The sequence below is a fragment of the Holospora obtusa F1 genome (assembly GCF_000469665.2).
In the GTDB taxonomy this organism is placed as follows: Bacteria; Pseudomonadota; Alphaproteobacteria; order Holosporales; family Holosporaceae; genus Holospora; species Holospora obtusa.
In genome coordinates this window covers 1-20,482 of sequence record NZ_AWTR02000066.1, presented here as the reverse complement: position 1 = coordinate 20,482, position 20,482 = coordinate 1, and the positions used below count along the sequence as shown (strand labels likewise).

21 protein-coding genes, 1 tRNA gene and 1 pseudogene are annotated in these 20,482 nt (G+C 33.6%); 7 read left to right on the top strand and 16 right to left on the bottom strand.

Annotation, left to right across the window (positions count from 1 at the left end; genetic code table 11):
- Positions 1-153: 153 nt before the first annotated feature.
- The 6 genes from P618_RS07895 to P618_RS03850 form a co-directional block, all read right to left on the bottom strand.
- Complete coding sequence (locus P618_RS07895) at positions 154-306, bottom strand: hypothetical protein (RefSeq protein WP_156918995.1); 153 nt, start codon at positions 304-306, stop codon at positions 154-156.
- Positions 307-1,278: 972 nt separating this feature from the next.
- A complete protein-coding gene (gene rpsU, locus P618_RS03865) occupies positions 1,279-1,482 on the bottom strand; it encodes a 30S ribosomal protein S21 (protein WP_021827797.1) in 204 nt (67 codons plus the stop codon).
- A gap of 116 nt (positions 1,483-1,598) precedes the next feature.
- Positions 1,599-3,332 (bottom strand): extracellular solute-binding protein, encoded by a 1,734-nt coding sequence (locus tag P618_RS03860; protein WP_156918994.1) that lies wholly within the window; start codon positions 3,330-3,332, stop codon positions 1,599-1,601.
- A 76-nt stretch (positions 3,333-3,408) separates the two neighbouring features.
- Entirely contained in the window at positions 3,409-3,546 is a 138-nt protein-coding gene (rpmG, locus tag P618_RS06805; RefSeq protein ID WP_338034118.1) for a 50S ribosomal protein L33, read from the bottom strand.
- 574 nt (positions 3,547-4,120) lie between these two features.
- Entirely contained in the window at positions 4,121-5,413 is a 1,293-nt protein-coding gene (locus tag P618_RS03855; RefSeq protein WP_156918993.1) for a hypothetical protein, read from the bottom strand.
- Between the two features lie 67 nt (positions 5,414-5,480).
- The gene (locus tag P618_RS03850) at positions 5,481-6,674 is read right to left on the bottom strand and encodes a hypothetical protein (protein ID WP_021827801.1); all 1,194 of its coding nucleotides are present in this window, start codon (positions 6,672-6,674) and stop codon (positions 5,481-5,483) included.
- Between the two features lie 235 nt (positions 6,675-6,909).
- Here P618_RS03850 and P618_RS03845 point away from each other — a divergent pair, with 235 nt between their 5' ends.
- The 3 genes from P618_RS03845 (at position 6,910) to P618_RS08225 (ending at position 8,502) form a co-directional block, all read left to right on the top strand.
- Complete coding sequence (locus P618_RS03845) at positions 6,910-7,470, top strand: hypothetical protein (RefSeq protein WP_021827802.1); 561 nt, start codon at positions 6,910-6,912, stop codon at positions 7,468-7,470.
- A 134-nt stretch (positions 7,471-7,604) separates the two neighbouring features.
- Positions 7,605-7,922 (top strand): hypothetical protein, encoded by a 318-nt coding sequence (locus P618_RS07890; protein ID WP_021827803.1) that lies wholly within the window; start codon positions 7,605-7,607, stop codon positions 7,920-7,922.
- Positions 7,923-8,133: 211 nt separating this feature from the next.
- Complete coding sequence (locus P618_RS08225; RefSeq protein WP_021827804.1) at positions 8,134-8,502, top strand: hypothetical protein; 369 nt, start codon at positions 8,134-8,136, stop codon at positions 8,500-8,502.
- 54 nt (positions 8,503-8,556) lie between these two features.
- On the opposite strand, the gene P618_RS03830 is transcribed toward P618_RS08225, so the two are convergent.
- From P618_RS03830 to proS, 4 genes are all read right to left on the bottom strand, one after another.
- Positions 8,557-9,117, bottom strand: coding sequence for an AAA family ATPase (locus P618_RS03830; protein WP_021827805.1), 561 nt, complete (start codon positions 9,115-9,117; stop codon positions 8,557-8,559).
- Positions 9,118-9,529: 412 nt separating this feature from the next.
- Positions 9,530-9,946, bottom strand: a complete 417-nt coding sequence (locus tag P618_RS03825; RefSeq protein ID WP_021827806.1) for a hypothetical protein — start codon at positions 9,944-9,946, stop codon at positions 9,530-9,532.
- 546 nt (positions 9,947-10,492) lie between these two features.
- Positions 10,493-11,836, bottom strand: coding sequence for a UDP-N-acetylmuramoyl-tripeptide--D-alanyl-D-alanine ligase (locus P618_RS03820; RefSeq protein WP_021827807.1), 1,344 nt, complete (start codon positions 11,834-11,836; stop codon positions 10,493-10,495).
- Between the two features lie 17 nt (positions 11,837-11,853).
- Positions 11,854-13,179 carry a proline--tRNA ligase gene (gene proS, locus P618_RS03815; RefSeq protein ID WP_021827808.1) on the bottom strand — a complete coding sequence of 442 codons (1,326 nt, stop codon included), beginning with the start codon at positions 13,177-13,179 and terminating at the stop codon, positions 11,854-11,856.
- Between the two features lie 626 nt (positions 13,180-13,805).
- On the opposite strand from proS, the gene P618_RS07345 reads away from it, so the two are divergent.
- On the top strand, positions 13,806-13,961 hold the full coding sequence (locus P618_RS07345) for a hypothetical protein (RefSeq protein ID WP_156918991.1): 156 nt from the start codon (positions 13,806-13,808) through the stop codon (positions 13,959-13,961).
- A gap of 443 nt (positions 13,962-14,404) precedes the next feature.
- On the opposite strand, the gene P618_RS03805 is transcribed toward P618_RS07345, so the two are convergent.
- Positions 14,405-14,797, bottom strand: a complete 393-nt coding sequence (locus P618_RS03805) for a cytidine deaminase family protein (protein WP_021827810.1) — start codon at positions 14,795-14,797, stop codon at positions 14,405-14,407.
- An 18-nt stretch (positions 14,798-14,815) separates the two neighbouring features.
- A tRNA-Ser gene (locus tag P618_RS03800) sits at positions 14,816-14,901 on the bottom strand.
- Between the two features lie 133 nt (positions 14,902-15,034).
- Between P618_RS03800 and P618_RS03795 the strand changes: the two are divergent.
- From P618_RS03795 to P618_RS06785, 3 genes and pseudogenes are all read left to right on the top strand, one after another.
- Positions 15,035-15,667 (top strand): annotated as a pseudogene (locus P618_RS03795) (transposase); the annotation flags it as partial.
- A 1-nt stretch (position 15,668) separates the two neighbouring features.
- Positions 15,669-15,881: a hypothetical protein gene (locus tag P618_RS03790; RefSeq protein WP_021827812.1), complete on the top strand. Its 213-nt coding sequence runs from the start codon at positions 15,669-15,671 to the stop codon at positions 15,879-15,881.
- A gap of 465 nt (positions 15,882-16,346) precedes the next feature.
- The gene (locus P618_RS06785) at positions 16,347-16,571 is read left to right on the top strand and encodes an ISAzo13-like element transposase-related protein (RefSeq protein ID WP_075260900.1); all 225 of its coding nucleotides are present in this window, start codon (positions 16,347-16,349) and stop codon (positions 16,569-16,571) included.
- Between the two features lie 235 nt (positions 16,572-16,806).
- On the opposite strand, the gene P618_RS03785 is transcribed toward P618_RS06785, so the two are convergent.
- The 4 genes from P618_RS03785 to P618_RS08450 form a co-directional block, all read right to left on the bottom strand.
- On the bottom strand, positions 16,807-17,757 hold the full coding sequence (locus P618_RS03785; RefSeq protein WP_021827814.1) for a hypothetical protein: 951 nt from the start codon (positions 17,755-17,757) through the stop codon (positions 16,807-16,809).
- Between the two features lie 947 nt (positions 17,758-18,704).
- The gene (locus P618_RS09340) at positions 18,705-18,878 is read right to left on the bottom strand and encodes a helix-turn-helix domain-containing protein (RefSeq protein WP_084024585.1); all 174 of its coding nucleotides are present in this window, start codon (positions 18,876-18,878) and stop codon (positions 18,705-18,707) included.
- Positions 18,879-19,213: 335 nt separating this feature from the next.
- Positions 19,214-20,212, bottom strand: coding sequence for a hypothetical protein (locus tag P618_RS03780; protein WP_156918990.1), 999 nt, complete (start codon positions 20,210-20,212; stop codon positions 19,214-19,216).
- 22 nt (positions 20,213-20,234) lie between these two features.
- A partial coding sequence (locus P618_RS08450; protein WP_040458432.1) for a hypothetical protein occupies positions 20,235-20,482 on the bottom strand: 248 nt, incomplete at its 5' end.

Below are 20,482 nucleotides of genomic sequence, written 5' to 3'. Positions count from 1 at the left end.
ATAATGGAACAGTTTCTTTGTCTTATGAACCATATCATGACTACGAAAAGATGATTTTGTCTTTCTTTTAAAGCAGCGCCAATGAATGTCGAATATCACTGTGTGTTGATTCAATAAGAAATGTAAAAGTCTTTTCCGTGAACGTGTCTTTTTTCAGGAAAACATGAAGAAATTTTCCCATTCATCTGTAACACATTGACTTTTTAATGAGTTTTGCCAGGCTGTGTCGCGGAGATCATCAAGCTCCCAGTCGATAGAGTGACGCAACACTCCCATCAGTCCAGATCCATAAATTGTTTTTTCCATGAACGAAATACTACATTCCGTCCATTTGAATAAGCAGTTACAGGCGTCTGTATTTTTGATTTTAAGACTGAAACTGCGCTGGTTTTAAAAAATTTAGATATGCCTAACACGGAAAACGCCGCAATGTGCATAAAAAACGATTGCAAGTTGTTTCAATACAAAAGACTCGCCCCGAAATTTTGTATCTATAAACTGACAACCACAGGATCTACATTTATAGCGTCGCTGCCTCTCCACAGTTAACATAAGACTCATTTGCACATTTCTTACACAACAGTATTCATTTTTGCTCAAAAAATTATTTTATGTTTATTTTATGCCATCAGAATAACACAAAAATCATTTTCTGGTTAAATTCTCACATAAAGGATCAAGAACGTGTACACATTTTCATACTAAAATAGAATTGCACTTTTCGCGATAGTGAATTAAAGTTGAGGTTTGTGAACAAAACAAACCACGACACTCAGTGATCAAAGAGGACGTTTTTGGATATATGATCTTAGAATCTTCTTCTAGAAACAACACCGATTTTCTTAAATTTCAACTTGACCTACGACAATATGTTAAATAAGTTTCAAATCATATTGCTTTGTTTTTAAATCAGTTAAAACCCGACCTTAAACACAAAGTTAAGCTTTTTTTTGTAATAAAAATTACACACTCGCGCAAAAAAAGCCAATCTTCTAAATTTTAAAACAAGAAGAATGACCTCAAGTTTTCCTGCGTTTCTCTAGACCGTCTATAAACTTCCACGCATCTTTTTTCAAAAGTATTAAACTATATTCAAGTAAAAAAAAGCTAAAAACACTTAAATAATTACGCACAAAACGTTAGTAATTCAAATATAAAACACGATAAAAAAATTTTGATTTGGAATTATAAAAAATATATCCACAATACGTTTTAAGCATAGCGCTTTTCTATTTAAATAAATTATCTCGAAAAAAATAAAAATAAATTTTAAAAACGCTAAAACCCATCCTTCATCATGCGTCTAGATAAAGCGCGCATTAATCTGCGACGTCCTGCTTTTTTCTGTTCTTTTCTTTTTTTTGAAGGTTGAATATAAGCTTCTCTTTTTCTAATTTCTTTAATCAATCCCTCTAACTGAAGCCTTCTCTTAACTTCAATTAACGCTTTTTCTACGTTTCCGTCTTTAACAATAACAGCCACTATTTTGTTCTCTTTTCCTACTTAAACAAATTTTATCATAAATTTGGTCATAAATCAAGCTTCTTTCTTGCTTCATGACACAATTTTTAAGATACACAAACGTTTATTCTAGCGATTTATCTGCTTTGCGCTCCCGCATAAATCCATCTTCGATGCGGAGAAAAAGGTGATATACCAGGATAAACAATACGATTTTTCCAAAACGCCTGCCAAGTATAGGGAGTATACCACCCAAATATTCCATAACACCCAGAAAGAAGATACCGATCTAAAGCTTGAGCAAACAAATATAGTTCTTTTTGCTGTTTTGCACGTTTAATGCGATCAATCAGAAGGTCAACGTTATGATCAGAAATTCCTGCCGCGTTATAGCTTCCAGATTTTTTTGCAGATTGACTGCTGTAGATTAAATCAAGCTCTTGCCCTGGAAAACTGCTAGAAATCCCCATCGCCCCCCAAATCATATCATAATCAAATCGAGACTTAATAGATTGATACGCAGCTTGATCTAAAGCAACAACATTTAACTCTACCCCAATTAAAGCCGCTCTTGCTTGAAAAAATTGTATCCATTCATCGCGCATAGCCTTAGGAATGCATACTTTAATCTGAAAAAATCCAAATTTTTCATGAAACAATTTTCCATTACGCAGCTTCCACCCCCCCTCTTTCAAAAAAGAAAGAGCCGCCTTGCTTCGTTGATGCCAAGAACCTGGTAATTCGGTAAAATATTCTGCCGGCTGTCTCCAAGATTCTTCAGGGGCTCCGATTTTTTTTAAGATAGAACGCACCTCAGGAGACGCAACTCCTGTTGCCATACAAGGTGTATTTTGAAAAAAAGAACAAATTCTTTTGTATTTCTTGTAGAAGAATCTTTGATTTAACGTCTCAAAATCTAATAAAAGACTTAACGCCCAGCGTACACGAATATCTTGAAAAATAGGTTTTCGCGTATTAAATATCAACCCAGAAATAGGAACAAAATCTCTATAAGGAATTTCTTGCTTCAAAATATCCCCTTGAACGACTTCTTGAAAATTGTACCCATTCACCCAACGTTTTGCGGTGCGTTCAAAAAAACAATGAATTTCTCCTTTTTTAAACGCTTCAAACATACTTTCGTCTTCCTTAAAATAAATATATTTAACCGTCTCAAAACGATACATATCTTTTCCACAAGATTCTTTTTTTGCCCACCATTGAGGAATTTTTTTAAATCTAAGAAATTCACCTGCTTGATATGACTCAACTTTATATGGCCCACATCCTATAGGGACTTTTGGAATACTTTTTTCATACAAATTTTTTGGAAGAATAATCAGTTCTGAAATCGTTAAAGCGGCTTCTTGAGGAGCATTTTTTTTGAAATAAAAAACAACTCCCTGAAATTTTTTTCCTGACTCGATAAGAGGATATGATACTGATTCTGCTCTAGAAATTCCCGAAAAATAAGATTTAAACATACCAGAATGTCGCGTCAAAAAATTAAAGCTAAACACAACATCTTCTGGACGAACTGGCGCTCCATCATGAAATTTTGCTTCAGGATTAATCCAAAAAACTACCCGATCGCTATATCTTTGAACATAACGAGCAACGTAACTATATGCAATCCCTGGCTCTTGCTCTGAAGACATGAAAAGACGACCATGAAGCAGCTCTATCACCCCTTGAGCACATACCCCCTGCTCTTGCCAAAACTCTAACGTGTTAAAAGTTCCTTGAGCTCCTAAAGACAACTCCTCAGCTTTAGCTATAGAAGCATCTTTCCAAGGAAAATCGTGTAAAGGCCACAAAGAAACACTATCAGGAAAAACACCTAAAAAAGTTTGTGCCTTAACAAAATTCAAACAAAAAGAACTATGTGCTAAAAAGAAAACTGAAGGCAAAAAAACTGTATGTAAAAAAAATCTTCGATTGAACACTTTATTTTATTTTATGCTCCTTAAATACAACATGCTTTCTAACTTTTTTGTCATATTTTTTTAAACTCAATTTTTCTTTTTTTGCACCTGTTTTTGTGACGTAAAATACTCCAGTACCCGCAGTGCTAATCATACGAATTAAATTACTTTTTTTTTAGCCATAATCCTTACAAAACATTAACTGTATACTGAGTAAGTATAACAATTTTTTTCGTGAAAGTCTATAAGTTTTGACGAAACATTTGAAAACGATTACTCATGCAAATTATGAAACTCTATCGTGTCAGTAAAAATTATTCTGTGCGACCGTGATAATTTTGGGTGTTTAAGGAAAAATACAATACAAAGTAGCTCTGTTTTTTTGAATGTAGTGAAAGCAAAAAGCATTTCATTTTTTTAAATGATAGGTTTCAGTTGTAGAACAACCATAAAATATATGAAAATATTATTTTTGACAAGTAATTTTTTTCTCTCGTATTTATCTTTTTTAAAAAAGCAATCTGTGTAACTTATGGTGTTTTTGAGAATTTTTTGCAATCTATGTCTTCGTAATGAAAGAATATAAAATAAATATGTACATCGTACGTAATTCTTTATTAGAATTACTATTTTATATGTATTATAAAAACATCGTATATTCTTTTCTAAAGTATCCTGTTTAGAATCTGTATAATTTTTACCTTTACGAAATCGAAAACTGAGCAACTGTTACGTTACTCTGCATTCTTTTTTAAGTTCTGATCATCTTTTTTTAGCTTTTTCGTCATTTTTATAAAGGTGGCAAGTTTGCTTTTTTTTGGATAAAGGCGATCCCAAAAATTGATCGTAGCCTTAGATGCCCCCTCCTTTGCGGGCATTTCTTCAGAGGCATCTCTAAAAACACTTTCCGCACTAACCCCTAAAAGTCCCGTTCCTTGCAGAGAAACTCTGCCCCGACCCGATGAGCCTCTATCTCCATGCATAAGATTAGGTGCTCTAGTACCATATCTTTCTGAATTATAATAGTCTCTTTCATCATATCTTCTATAGTATTCTCTATCATATTCTTTTTTAGAAGAAGTCTCTAATAGATGTATAATTTTTTCAATTAATCGCTCATTTTCTTTCCATCCTTCGCTTTTTCCTTCTGCGTAAGTCTTTTTTTTTAGGTATCTTAAAAATTTTTTTCGCGCCCCAGAACTTAAAGTACTTTTTTTAACTCGCTCTAAAAGCAAGAATTCTAACACTGTTCCAGCTAACGGAATAGGAGCATCTCCTTCTAAAAGCTTTTCATCTTCTTCTTCTTGAATTTGATCACTAGCTTGTTGAAAAAGCTTAATGCAGCTTAATTGTTTAGCAAAAATATTTTGGTTTATAAAAATTTCATTATCTTTATACTCTGTAAGGGACATAGAAACTATTTTTTTTAGCAAAGGACGAATATCACCTTTTTGAAAAATAATCTCCAAAAAATATTGAAGTAATGGAAAAGGGGTAGAAAAATCTTCTAAAGTTTTTAGTGCAGCATTAAGAATGTAGCTTGTATCAAAAAGAGAACGATCTGAGTAGTATGCCTGTTTTAAGGCTACACGATACAAAACAATCAAAATTTTACTGTAAGCTAGAGAACTTTCTAAAGCTTTTTGAGTACTTTCATTAGAACCAGAAAAAACTTGATTCTCTATATTAATTTTATAATAATTTTTAAAAAATTTTAATATATTTTCTGACAATGACCCTTGAAAATCTTTCTCTTTATTTGGAAAAAATTTTATAAAACTTTCCGTAAATTTTCTAAAATCTCCTTGATTAATATTACTGATCAGCGTATTAAATAATTTTTCTTCGCGTACCCCTTCTTCTGAAGACCGCTTTTCTAATGATTTTTGCAAAAAATACATAAAGTCTTTTCCAAAATTTTTAAAATCTTCTGAAGTTTCATAAGTATTTAGTTCACACAGATTGTTTTCTTCTGATTTTGCACATAAAATCTGAAACCCAAATAAAGAAAAAAATAAAATATACATTTTGCAATATTTGATAACCTTAAAATATGTAAAATATTTTTTTTTATATTTAATTAATTTTAGCATTTTATTTATGCCTTAGTTTTGAAAAGAATGTAACAGTTTTTCGTTTTTCTAAAGGAATTTTAGGTTCTTCAGAGGCATTAGGCTCTGAGCCCGTTTTTCCTAAATAGTCAGGATCCGTATAAATTTTTCCAGATTTATTAACTCCAGACGAGGATGCAGAAATAACGTTAAGAGAAGGTTGAGGAAGTTTTTGGGAATCTGAATTTTCACTAGAATAAGATGAGTCTTGATAAAAAGAATAAGAAGAGTGATCATCGTTAAGTAGTTGCTTGCAATACTGGACAACTTTTTGCGTCATAGGATCCGTGTTTGCTGAATTAAAGAGAGATAGCCAAACGTTAGGAGCTTTTTTGATGGCATGCATACTTTGCTCTATGATAGAAGTTGTCCAAAATTCTAGGCATTTTGAGCTATCTACGTAAGTAGATACAGGATCTTCAAGCTTTGAATTTTTGTAAGTATTTTCAGTCAACACAGGATTTTTCTTGGCATTTTCAGAAAATTCATGTTCCTGACGGCGCTCTTGAGGAATGACAGGCTCTCGCGTATAAGATTTTTCTGAAGAAGACCCCTTGTTTTCTGTTTCGTTAAGTGAAATTAGACAAGGTACTCCATTTTCTTCTTGCTCCAGACGTGATTCATCAACATGCATAAAAGCATCTAAAAATTTTTCTGGAACGGGAAGTTTTAATGTTTCACATTTTAAGTTGGAAAGAGGAAGAGAAAGTAATGCAGAAATTTCTTGTATGGTTAATCCCTTAGAAGATTTTTTTGGATCCCATAGTAACGTTGTAATATATTTCAGCAAATCACACCATCCACCAGGAATAGAATTCTGGATCAAAAATTTACGAATCGGTGTAATATTTTTTTGTACTAACAACTTATTGAAAATAATTTTTTTTACGTCTTCTAAAGAATTTGCATACTTAAAATCTGGTATATTTTGAAAGTCAGAAAGAAGGACGCCCGTCCAATCCCTAAGCGTAAGAAGGGAAGATTGCTCAAGCTCTTGCAAAGAAACTTCTGGGTTAGACAGCACCGTCCACGCAGATAAAAATTTTTCTGCATTGGATACAGGCGTTAAAGGTTCCGAAACTAGTACGGGCTTTTCTGATGATTCTTTTTGAATAGTTACTGTGTTTTTGTGTGCTTCAGCGGAAAAAGAAAGTAAACACAGTAATAAAATTTTCATTTTACTCTTACACATAATAATTATTCGACTGTTTTGATCATTATAAAATATTAATAATAAAAATAAGTAAAAATAAAAATATAATCTGCGTTCAAGTTTTTTATCTTTAACATTAAGATTTAATAGTCTTTGAGACTGTAAATTTTTAAGAAACGCTCTAACAACTATACATACATTTTTTATTTTTTTTTGATAACATGAATACTACTATATAAAAACAAAAAAATAATTCATTATGAATAAAAACAAAATACTTCTTTATGTAGCAACTCTTTTGTTCACTGATATGTTTGTGTATGCATCGACAAGTTTTGATAAAGAAAATATTAAAGAATTGGTCATAGAAGAACTTAGAAAAGATGACCTTAATTCACTATTAAATCAAGAACATAATATAAAAACACACATCCGTTTGTATAATTTAGATGAGATAAAAGTTTTTTCAGAACATTTAAAACAGTTAGGAAAATTTGGAAAAAGACTCGCTATTTTATGTGACAAACAAATCAAAGAGTCAAAAAAAGAATCTAAAAATGTAAAAACAAAAAGCTTATTCTCTACGTTGTACGACAAAATTTCTGATAAATCAAAGAGTATTTACGAAAATTTGAGCAAAGATAATATTAAAAAATCCCTCAATACTGCTCGAAAAAAATTTTTAAGTACACTTAAGTTAGGTGAAGATAAAGATATTTCAAGTAAAGATACAAACATTGGCACAAACCAAACACCCTCGAAATCTCCACCATATTCTAGTACGAACGAAAGCTCTTCGTATCCCTATGAAGAAGAATGATCCCTAAAATCTCATTTGTTTAGTCCCAACAACATGTAGTTTGGATTATGATTAAAATTTGACTTATTATGTTCAAATTCTAACATGATAATATCAAAAAGGGGCTGATATTCCAATGATTTCAGCTTTCTTTCATGATTATAGTAAAGCACAAAAGTCATCATATAGCGCCTCAGCTCATCGAGGCTTTTGTAACGACAAGCTTTTGTTCTGTAGTGTTTGAGGATTCTGCTGATGATTTCGACCTAAACGTTGATCCAAGGATGCTTAAATTTGGTGAGCCTGTATTCAATGTTATGCTTCTTGCGCATCACATCAAAGGGGTGAGTTTTGTTTTTGGGCCTCAGGTGTTGCGCAAGCAGTTCATAAGTATTTACGCCCCCATTTTTTGTAAGAATTTTCGTTATTTTAAAAGGACAATGGGCGATCAGATTTTTCAAAAATGCACTTGATTCGTTAAACAACATCTTTGAAAGCAGCTCGACGTAAACATACTTTGTGGCCCGATCAACGGCCACAAAAAGGTAGCATTTTCCTTGATTTATGCGGATCTTATCTACTGTCAATATGAACAAATCTAAGAATTTTTTTTAATTTCTTTTTTTCAGGAACCGAATCTTCTTCTTTAGGTAAAACATTTAGATCATTTCTTTTGAGACGTCAATGCAGATTAGATCGCGTGAGATTGGTGATCTTCTCTTTCAAAATAATATAAATATTATCAAACGAAGGCTTAGAAACGCGCCTGAATTCATACACAATTTTTTTGCTTCTGTTGCAGATAATACGCTCTTTGGCTGTACAGGGACAGAGCCTTTATCTTCAACACAACCGGCCTTTTTTCCGCTTCAAAACTGTTTTAATCTTGAAACCCAAGACGCTTTAGTATTTCTGCGGCGCTCTGTACAGAGTTTTGTATTTTTTTGGACTCAAAGCGTCGTCTTGGGATTTCCATGTAGTACACTTTTAACAAATCATCTTTCTTTAGTTGCTTATAAGGCGCACCATAAGAATGTGGAACTAAACAACTAATCAATTTACCTCAAACATTTGGACTTTTATCATAGCCCCCTCTAAAACATGCATTCATTGTATAGTCATCGAGTGCATTTTCTTAACAACTTCTTCAAAAGCGTCGCTGTTATCCAAAACGACTTGACACTGTCGACGCTGCTGAAAAAAGAAATTAGAAAACTGTGTCGATTTTTCAATATCTAAGCGTCGATTAATATACTCCTCACTATCTCCTCTTTTCAACAGTCTTTTTATTCGCTCTTCTTGTGAAATATCTAACCAAATTTTTACATAAGACAACTTAGGATCAAAAAACGAAGTATTGCAAAAGTTCCAAGGAGTAATAAAGGTAAAAGAATTTTTCTTTTTTCCATACTCGAAAGATGAATAAGGCACAGCATAATGAGAAGAGTAATACTCTGTATGTAATGCAAACTTATTTTCACGAAGTAGCTTATTATATTCTTCAGAACTTAAAAAACGATACTCTTTATCTAAATCAGAACTTCGTTTAGGTCGCGTAGTCACTTTTATAAGAGTTTCAATATTTCCAATTTTTGCAACAGCTTCTGAAATACTTGTTTTTCCAGATCCTGTCAATCCCGCTAAACAAAAAATAATAATATTCTTCACAGATTTCTCCTAACAGTTTAACCTTCGACATTTAAACAAAATATTAATTTCATGTCAAGAGATAATTTACCTTTGTTTCTAAAAACTATAACCAATCTATTCTAAAATGGTATGCTAAAATAAAAGAAAAATAATCAATTTAAGGATTAGTTAGTAGATTTTCTAATGTGCTTGGCTTGATTTCATTTGCTCTTGAGTAGCTATAATTCAAGAGAATAAAAAGGCCCGTAAAGCACGATATATTCAGAGTTTTTGTATAATAACTTATTAATAGCTTTACTTTTGTAAAAAGGCGAATTATCTATCACGATAACAGATTTTTTCGAGATGTGGGATAGCAAAACTTCTCAACCAAGCTGTAAAATTTTGTATTAACGCAGGATTCGATCAACCCAACAGCATCAACGTATCATCAATCAACTCTCCAATTATAGTATTCGTTTCTCCTTTTTCTCCCCAGTACTATTTTCTGTATTATTCTTTCAATAGAATATTCATGCACTTTTGGTATATCGCGAATAAAGCCGATCTCATTTGTGAAAATCTTTGATTGACCTTCTTTTTTAGCTTTACAGCCTTTCTGAAAAAATGTAAATTTTTTTTGATTTGCTTTAGGATGTTTTAAAAATTTTATATATGTTACGGACAATCGCAGTATTGCATTAACAATGCAAAATTTTTTTGCTGATAACATTGTGATCGTTCCTATCAATAGAAATTCAAATATTTGAAAGTTTTCACCTAAAGATAGATTACAGTGTTTTTTGATACTGATTAAAGATTCCTGGTGTCGTAAGCGCACACCAAAGCTTGGTTGATACGTATACATTTCAGCTTTCTTTGATGATTATAGTAAAGCACAAAAGCCATCATGCGACGCTGTAGATTTGTAAATATAAGCCTTTGTTGTGTACTGTTAATACGAACAAATCCAAGAGATATCCTTTTAATTTCTTTTTTTTCAGGATCCGAATCTTCTTCTTTAGGTAAAACATTTAGACCATTTCTTTTTAGGCGTCAATGCAGATTAGATCGCGTGAGATTGGGGATCTTCTCTTTCAAAGTAATATAAACATTATCAAGCGAAGGCTTATAAAACGCGTCTGAATTCACTCGACCTTTTACTCTGTTTCAGATAAAATACTCTTTGGCTGTACAGGGACAGAGCCTTTATCTTCAACATAACTGGCTTTCTTTTACTTCAAAACAGTTTTAATAGTAAAGGCCCAGACGCTTTGCTATTTTTTCGGCGCTCTTCACAGAATTTTGTATTTCTTTTCGGATTCGAGGCGTCGTCTTGACATTTCCATGCAGTACACTTTTCACAAATCACCTTTCTTTAGTTGCTTATAAAGGACACCATAAGAATGTAGACCTAAACAATTAAGGATATATTCCACTTTTCTAAAAAAGAACATATCTGGTACATACGAGTAGCGTTACTTCCCTTTACCAACAGAGTATCTAACGGAAGAAGCACGCTTTTTACTGTGTCGAGCAATGCAAAAACTTCCGTTGCCCAATACACACTGTACCCCATTTTAGAAAGAATTTCAAAAGTTTTTTGAAATAGCTCTCCTACTAAAAAAATATGCGCTCCTTTTACTTGTTCAATGTATGCAATTAATTCCTGATGTAACCTTGGGCCATGCACGCCCAATTCTCCCATCTCACCTAAACATAAGATTTTTCTTCCAGGAACTTTGCGAATAGCAAAATCTAAAATACATGCACGCATTGCAAGAGGAGCCGCATTATAGCTTTCATCTATACAGCGAATTTTAAGAAGATCATAACATATAACCGCTCCGCGCCCTCGTAATGGAACGAAAGAAGATAAGTGCTCTGCTCCTTGTTGAAGATCTATGTTTTCTGGAATCAGTGCAGCCAAAATTCCCAGATTTCCTTCAATCCAGTGAGAAGCAAGAGAAGATGGGCGATAAGTCACTTTGCCTTGAGGTGTTCTGACCTGTACTTCTCCATGATCTGATATGTTTATGATATGAACATCCCCCTTTTTTAATCCATAAGTTAGCCAAGAAATTTTATTTTTTAGCGCTGCATCAAAAGAATATTCGTAAGGCAAAACTCCTATTTGTCCTGTAAAAATTTCGAATTTTTCTAAAACAATGGAGGAAATGTCGTGAAAATTTCCAATATGAGCCTCAGAAATTGGCGTCAGTACAGAAACGTCCGGCTTAACAAGAGCAACTAAAGAAGCGATTTCTCCTGGATGATTCGTTCCTACCTCAAACACAGTATATCGCGCCCCTGGTGGACAATTTGCAATACTTAAGGGAACTCCAATATGATTATTATAGCTCGATGCAGAAAAATAAGTCTGTCCAAAATGCTTCAAAACATGTGCTATCCCCTCCTTAGTTGTTGTTTTTCCAACACTACCCGTTACTGCATAACACAGCCCTTTGATCGAATAACGACGATGTCGCGCAATATAGTGCAAAAAAGCCAAAGGATCTTGAACGCAAAACGCAAGAGCATTCGTAAACGTAGATTCAAAAGACTGAACAACTGCGCAAGCTCCTTTATATAAGGCTTCTTGTGCAAATTTATGACCTTTAAAATTTTTTCCATCTAACGCCACAAACACATCACCAGAAGACAAAGTCCTTGTGTCAATACTAATTTTTGCATAGGAAGGAAGCTTTGAAACAATATGGGAAAAACTTTTTTCGCAATTCACATCTAAAGCATTCATAATCTCACCTCAAAGCATCACATGTTGCTTTTTTTGACCATATCAGGTAAGGAAACCTGCTCAGCGCATTTTAACATAGCCCAGTCAAAAAATTGATCTAAAGAAAAGCAAAATCGCTCTCCAGTTTTTCGGATTTTAACTTCAATTTGGTTATTTTTATGATTTTTTTCACTAACAATTGCTTGAAAGGGAAGACCTATCATATCCATAAGCGCAAATTTTTCTCCAGGACTGAAGGGGCGATCTTCCCACAACGTCTCTATTCCTAAATCTTTTAATTTAGTATAAAGGTGCATAGCTTCAGATTCTACGGTTTCTTGTAAATGTATTAATCCGAAAGAAAATGGAGCAATTGATAACGGCCATTGAGGACCAGATGCGTCATGAAACGCTTCAATAACTGCACCCACCAAGCGAGATACCCCTATACCGTAAGACCCCATTTGAAGATCGACCAAAATACCCTCTTTAGAGAAAATGTGCGCTTTCATGGGGGCTGAGTATTTATCTCCAAAATGAAAAATATGCCCTACCTCAATGCCTTTAGAAATTTTTAATTGCTCTAAAGGTAGGGAACATTCTTCTGGAAGATGTTTTTCATCGACCATAGCATACAATTTTTCAAAATCAGACACCTCGAAACGAGAAACTTCCCGATTTTCCAGCTCAGCATCATAATACAGGGTGCTTTCTCCCGTTTGGGCAATAACATGAAATTCGTGACTAAAATCTCCCCCAATAGGACCTGTTGTCGCGCGCAGCGGAATCACAGAAAGCCCCATACGATAAAAAGCTTTCATATAAGAGCGAAATACGTTGCAGTACGTTTCTTTTGAAGCTTTTTCTGTAAGATCAAAAGAATATCCATCTTTCATCAAAAATTCCCGACCTCGCATAACACCAAATCTAGGACGAATTTCATCTCTAAATTTCCATTGTATATTGTACAAATTCAAAGGCAAAGCTTTATAACTTTGAACGCAGCGACGTACAACATCGACGAATACTTCTTCCGCGGTGGGGCCGTAAACTAATTCACGCTCATGACGATCTTTCACCCTCAACATCTCAAGACCATAATCGTCGTATCGACCACTTTCTTGCCACAATGCCGCAGGTTGTAATGTGGGGGCCAACATTTCAATGGCTCCTATCGCATTTTGTTCCTGTCGAATAATTGTTTGAATTTTTTGCAATACTCTCAATCCAAGGGGAAGCCACGTATATATCCCAGAAACTGTACTTTGGACCATTCCAGATTGCAACATCCAGCGATGAGATATCGTGCTGGCTTCTGAAGGAGGATCTTTAAGTATAGGCAAAAAATAATGACTTGTCTTCATCAGAAAAATGAGCTAACACCCTGTATCGCATATCATAGCAGAGCTTTTATTTTTTAACAACGCAAATTTTTAACTCATGCTTTTATACAAAAAAGTTACAATACTACCCTTTGAATACAATAAAATTATGAACATTTAAAAAATTCATTTACACCACTGCGTCGCTGATTGTTTTTCAATTTTTTTTTCTCTTTATAAAAAAGTTGCGTTCATGTGCGCAATTTTTGTGATAAACGGATGGCTTAAAAAATAGTAAATTAAGTTAAGGTGTTCAGATTAAAAAATATACTCCCCTGATATCGGAAAATCGGAAGTAAGAATTGCTTGGCTACATTAGAGCCTCCCTCAATTAAGTTGACTTTTTTCGATATTTTTTGAGAATTCAAAAGAAATATGAGTTAAATGAGACATTATGTATTGTGGGATGATCAGTAAGGACGGACAAATGATAGTTTACCTGGAAAATAAAGAAATGTGACAGGCAAGGACAGCCTGTGTATCGAAGCTGTTTTTATACCGTTTCCGTGGGAAGCATTCCGTGTCGTGATCTTTCCGAAGAGATTTTGTGATTTTAAAGCCATCCAGATCCGATTTGTCCTTTGGAGCCAAAAGGGCAAAAAAGGTCTTTGAAATGCCTGTCTCAGGACGACGATCTTGATTTCGCAATGATCAATGCAACAATTGTTCGGCCTCATCAACACAGCGCAGGCTCTAAAAAAGAGCATAATCAAGCCATTGAGCGCTCCTTTCTTGGGATGCACCAAAATTCATGCACCGTGTGATGCCCATGGAAATCCGCTCTCTTTTCATCTTACACAAGGTCAGTACCATGATTTGGAAGGGAGCTATGCGTTATGGATCACTTTGTGAAGACTGATGCGGTGTTTGCTGATGAAAGGATGCGACTAAAACTTAAAGAAAAGAGGCGTGAGGCCGTGATTTCATCTAAGAAGAACTGTTGGTATGATACATATCTTTTTTCCGTTGCTTGATTAAGAATGTTTTTGTTTAATTCGCAACAGTACTGCACCATTGCCATACGCTACGATACAACATCTTCAAATTTTCTAGAAGCCGCTCACTTGGCTTCAATTATCGTTTTACTTAATTGAGGACAGCCCCTAATTTGAGCGTCCTCTTTTAGAAACAATATACATTTTTGTGAATATCAACTTAACTTACCCTATACTCCTTATCCCCGGTATCGTCCTGAATAAAAGTACGTTTAACTGTATCGTATAGGGTACAAAACATCCAAACCATATCCTTGAATGTGTAAATCAGGAGCCGCAAACTCAGAAAGCAGCTGCAAACAACTTCCGCATACTTTAATATTATGAAGCGTTCCATTTTTTTCCGCAATAACCCATACATCTTTAATGCGAAATTCAGGTCCTTGATGAATTAACGCGTTAATAACCGCAGCACGCTCTGCACAAATAGATAAAGTATGACATGCGGATTCAAGATTGCATCCATAAAACACAGAACCATCTTCCAACACAATTCTTGCTGCGACTTTTGTTTTTTTAGCTTTAGCATTTTTAAGTACAGACATCAAACGCTCATCAGATACCGTATACGGAGCAGATATTTTAAAACTATCTTTTTCAATCATATTAAATTTATTTCACCGCGGACAGAGTGGGATTTGAACCCACGAAACGCAGAACGTTTGCCGGTTTTCAAGACCGGTGCTTTAAACCACTCAGCCATCTATCCTATCTTTTGCATTATACCGAACTTGGCACTAAAATTCTACTCCTAAAACGCACAATTTTTGCATAATTTATCTATAAAACTCAGTTTTAATGTTCAATGAACTTCAAATTTTGAAAGATGCTACGTAAGATGAGTCAATAAAAATGAACATTTTAGAAACTTGGTGCAACTTGCCGTGGATAATAACGTCCTGTTCCAGCATATCCTTGCAGATAGTTGGTTTGGTTCAAAGGCAAACATGAACTTTATTCATCATGATTTAAATAAACATTTTATTTTTGCAATTAAATCCAATCGATGCATTGCGCTTTCAAAAAAAGAAGCAAGCTGCGGTCAATTTCAAAGAGTCGATTCTTTAGAGTGGAATGATGGTGTTAGCAGCACCGTATATCTCAAGGATATTTGCTTTCCTGTCAAACTATTGAAGAAGATCTTCACAAACGAAGACGGATCATCAGGAACGCTTTATCTCATCTCTAACGACCTAGGCCTTGATGCCGACCGCATGTATGAAGTCTACCAAAAAAGGTGGCAAATTGAAATTTTTCATAAATCGATTAAGCAGAATGCAAGTTTATCTAAATCACCTACCAGAACTATAAGAACACAATCTAATCATCTATTTGCATCACTCATTGCATACTGCAAATTAGAATTATTGAAAGTGAAAACCTCATTGAATCATTTTGCAATAAAACAAAAACTATTGTTAAAAGCCAATGTTTTAATGTTCAATGAACTTCAAATTTTGAAAGGTGCTACGTAAGATGAGTGACTTATCAAATAGTCGCTATAAATATCAAGAAGATCCAGTTTCATTTTTTGTCCTTAAAAACTTATGGACGAAAAATATGATTATTTCAAGCAGAAATCAACTATTGCTGCGTAACATCAGTTATAAAAGTCAAAAAAATTTCTGCCCAAAGATACGTTTGGGTGCAAATCCAATGATAGAAAAAGAGCCTTGTATTCAATGCTAATTATCCAGATGCTAGATCAGAAGATAGTACTCGTGAATTTGGCATAAGTGCCAGTGGTGCACGTTATTGGTTAAGGCGCGTAGTTATAAAAAAATCTTCACCTATGTGGAAATAAAATAAAGAAAAACGAAATACATACCAATAAGTGATAAAAGATATATCAGATGAAAGTCTTATATACTTTGATGAAAGCGCGATAGAGCTAACCATTTGCAAGGATAGAGGATAGTGCAAAAAAATGACGTATAAGGCTTTTTTGACAGACGTTTCCTTTTTTTCCCTCTTGTCACCTGCAATAAAGTTACAACCTCATTCCTTCACTTATAGCGCTGCACCTTGCGTAATATACTGTTCCTTATGCAGTTTTCGGAATTACATTTCTTGCAATACATTGATGATGACCTTAATGCGACACTATAGTCGTATGTTGACAAAAATTATCTAAACGTCAAAACTCTTAATTATATTTCTAAGAACTGGCGTGGAAAGCCATTAATTTCAAGAAAAGAAGGTGTCAATTTGATTGGCAACACCACAACCAACAAAGGTCTAAAAATTAGTGCTGTTCTTGATCAAAACAACTATAATACAGGGAGAAAAATAGATGATAATGTATTGGCAGCTTTAAACATTTTTGCAGATCAATTTCATCTTGAATGGAATGATATCATTAAACCAAAAATCCTGTAAGTTATTTTTTCACAGCTCCTTACGAGGCTATTAGCGCATTTTTTCAAATCCTATTTTCATGCTAAATTACTATATGTGTACGGAAAGCTTATCGTTTTAGGTTCAAAATATTTTTATTCATGGCGTAACACTAGCTATTTCCGTCCTAACTTTTTGGATACTCTCTTTCAGGGGTAAATTCTTCTTCAAAAATGTAATTTATAAGTTCTCACCCCTCTCCCTTTAATTTTATTGATTAAATTTTTACTTTTTTAACTATAACTTCTTCTTCGTAAAGATTGCTATTCTTCAAATATAAATACATTTCTTCCATAATCGCCTTACTTACAGGTTTGTCTTTTTCTATCAAAATATCGTAATGTGTACCAAGGCTATTTGAACATAAATACAACCAATTTCTCGTTCCAGAAAATCTAAAAGATTCTCTTTCTTCAAGCGTTAAATCTAGATCATTTATTATTAAAATTTTAATATTCATGTTTAAATAGTTAGCGACTGTTTGAAAAAATGTTTTTCCGTTTGCGGGACGATATGCATCGTCAGTCGTTTCTGTGACCCCCTTAAACCACTCATCAATTACCTTTCTGTTTCCCACCAATTGATCGAATTCTCTTATCACATTTAAATTTTCAATTTTTTCTTGATCCTCTGTTTTATTTTTTTTGTTCTGATTTTTTGTGTTACCTTGTATTTTGCTGAATTTCCTTGAATGGTCCAATACGTCCAACATTTCATAAATTTCCCCCAAAAGACCAGCAACTTTTGTATCATTGGGGTTCTGTTCGTTTGTCATAACTTTTAAGATTTTATCACTCAATGCATTCACACAAGGTTCGATAACTTTGTACATCATATTTTCAGGGTTAATTCCCAAATGACTCCATAAACAAGATCCGTCCTGAAATCCGGGTACTTTGATAAAAATACGCTCTTTTCCATCGGAACCTTTTAAAGAACACTCAAGAAATGGATTGTCTTTTTGTTTTTTTTGAAAACTTTCTATAATCTTCTTTTTTTCGATTTCAAATTCACCCCAAGTTAAAGTTTCGCTCATATTAGCATGATTTTTTTCCCAAAATGTCTTTTCTTTTCCTGCGAATTTTACTCGAGTACTTAGTACTGCATATGAAGAAAGAGTGGTGGACATTAAAAAAACAGAAAAAATTAAAAATTTTATTTGTTGCATTGTAATATACAAGTTGATTTTTGTTAATTATTATATCATAAGAATTGTTTTTGTCAATAAAAAAAAACTATATTTTATTATTACACTCTATACTAAATAGGTGAAAAAAATTTGCTAAAATAAGGATGAGATGAGTAGGAGTGTTGGCTGGGGGGCGCTGATACTATTGAAGATTATCTTGAAGATACAGGTCTTTATATACCCCTCATTCTGGACTTTCTAAGCTTTCAGCGTGCGCTCTTTTTTACAAAAGCGCCAATGGGGGAATGGATGATCCTATTTTCCTGGTAAGAATCGGAGATGAAAACTTTAACGTGTTCTATAGTAATTTAGTGTGAAAATAGGATTTGAAAGAATGCGGCAATAGCTTCGTAAAGTTTATCAAACTGGTTAATTTTGTTCTTAATCCATCTTTTTATATTAGCCTAAAATTTCTCTATTGAATTCAAATCGGGTCAATGAGGCAGTAAAAAAAAACTACAACTGGCAAATTCAAGTAATTATCTGATTCTTTGAGAGTTATGAAATGAAGCATTATCTATGATTGCGACCTGTCCGGGTTTTAATTCTTTTATCAAACACTAGCTCTATCCCAACTTCGAATTAAAGACAATCGGAGTAATCGCTTTATTATTGAGTAAATCCGCTACAATATGAGTTTTTTCGTAATATTTATCGCTCTTTTTACCAACAAGTTTTTCACTCCCCCCCCCCATCTTCTATCTTTGTAAATGATGAGCTTTATCGCGCTTTCATCAATGTATACAAGACTTGCAGCTGATATATATTTTATCGCTTCTTGGTATGTATTTCGTTTTTTTACTTTTTTTCCACATAGGTGAAGATTTTTTTATAACTAAAGCCCTACATACCTTAACTAATATAGAGCTCCACTGGCACTCACACCAAATGCACGAGCACTATCTTCTGATCTAGAATCTGAATGATTAGTATTGAATAAAAGACTCTTTTTCTATAGTGAAATGTGCGCCCAAACGTATCTTTGGGTGAAAATGTCCTTTACTTTTATAATGCAAATACCATCTGTTGATTGTCATTTTATTTATTCCAAAAACTCTCGATGCTTTTTTTGGACTGTTACCTGATTTGACAAAATTGATGACCTTTTTTCTTCAATCTATACGATATGGACGCGTTGACATTATATATCTTTTTGGACAAGATATACCATATTTTGTATTGTAATTCAACTGTTTTTACTAAAAAACTATCTATACCTGATAAAAATGCTAATAATGTTGTGCCTATTAGCATTATAAACAAGTGTTTTGGTTCCGTAATGACCTAGGGATCATCTATTTTACTGAAATAATCCTCAAATTTTATACTCGGTATTATTCCTGTAATTTCTGTTCTCACAGCGGAAATACTATTAAATTGTTAAAAACCTCCATCAATATTTTTTCATGCACAGGCCCTGAGACGGGCCCTAATCTTACTTCGTAGTTTCAGGACATTCCATATGTAATGTAGGAAGAGCAAGCTGAAGTCCTTCTAATTGAGCTATGGTATAGTTAGCATCGATTTCCAGGCCATCCATACACCGCCCTTTTTTGAAAGCATTTTCAAATGTCCAGAGTGCTCTGGTACAGCTAACGGACTGTTTTCCCCCAGCACTTACGGCATTTTTGTAAAATTCTACGATACGAAAATAAGGATTTTCTGGATCTGTGAGATCTGATGCAGATATTGTTTTAGATTTATCCTTTATTTCTTTTATTTCTTCTAAAAATTTTTGCAAAGTTTTGATTTTTCTTCCTAAAAGATTATTAAACATCGAGAATAATTCCTCATATTGTTTTATGGCTAGCTCAAATGAACAAGATTGCATTGTATACACATCATCGACTAATTTTTCCATAGAAGCGTTTCGAGTAATTTGGAAACTCTTCTTACCCTTTTCATCAATACTGGTGTCCATTTCCAAAATTTTTGGGTACGCCTTATTAAATTCGTCATTGATACAAAGTGTGTATTTATTAAATAATTTAGGTGGGGATTTTGCCATACTATTAAAAGAAAGAGAAAATTCATTTATTTCTTGCGCAATCATTTGCTTTGATTTACGTTCTTGTGCGCGAGCTATACTCGTATCTAACATCGCTAAATGAAGATATGGATTAAATTTTTGATCGTATTCATTAAATCCATTGCGTACATAATACACTCCTTTTAGGAAAGTTTCTTTTTGTTCTGCAGGTATTGCAACCGACTCTGTAAGCTTTTTTATATTTTTAATATATTTATCTATTTCTGTGTTTGCTGCTTTAAGATTATCTTGATATTTCACAACATAGGCATTTCTCCACCACAAAAAAGGAGATACTGTCTGTCTTAATGCTGTAATCGCTTCTTTATCAGAGGCATCGATTTTTTCTACACTTTTTTTCACTTTTTCTGCAATATCTGATGTTAGAATACTTTTTTTAATCACTTGAATATCTTTAAGAAGCGTTTCAGAATTCGTATATTTTCTTTTTAAGAAATTCAAAAGCATGGTTAATAGAGTATTCCCCCTCACTCTCTGATATACTCTTAATTACAGCTTCATAACTAATTTTAGCAGTATTTTTTTGAAGAAACTCGAACAAGTCATTAGAAGAAAAATTTTTCAGTTTAAAGGTAATATTAAGGATATCTCTTACTACTTCTGGAGAAGGTTCTACTTTATTAAAAACAAAATCTACACTCTGTAGAGAAATTT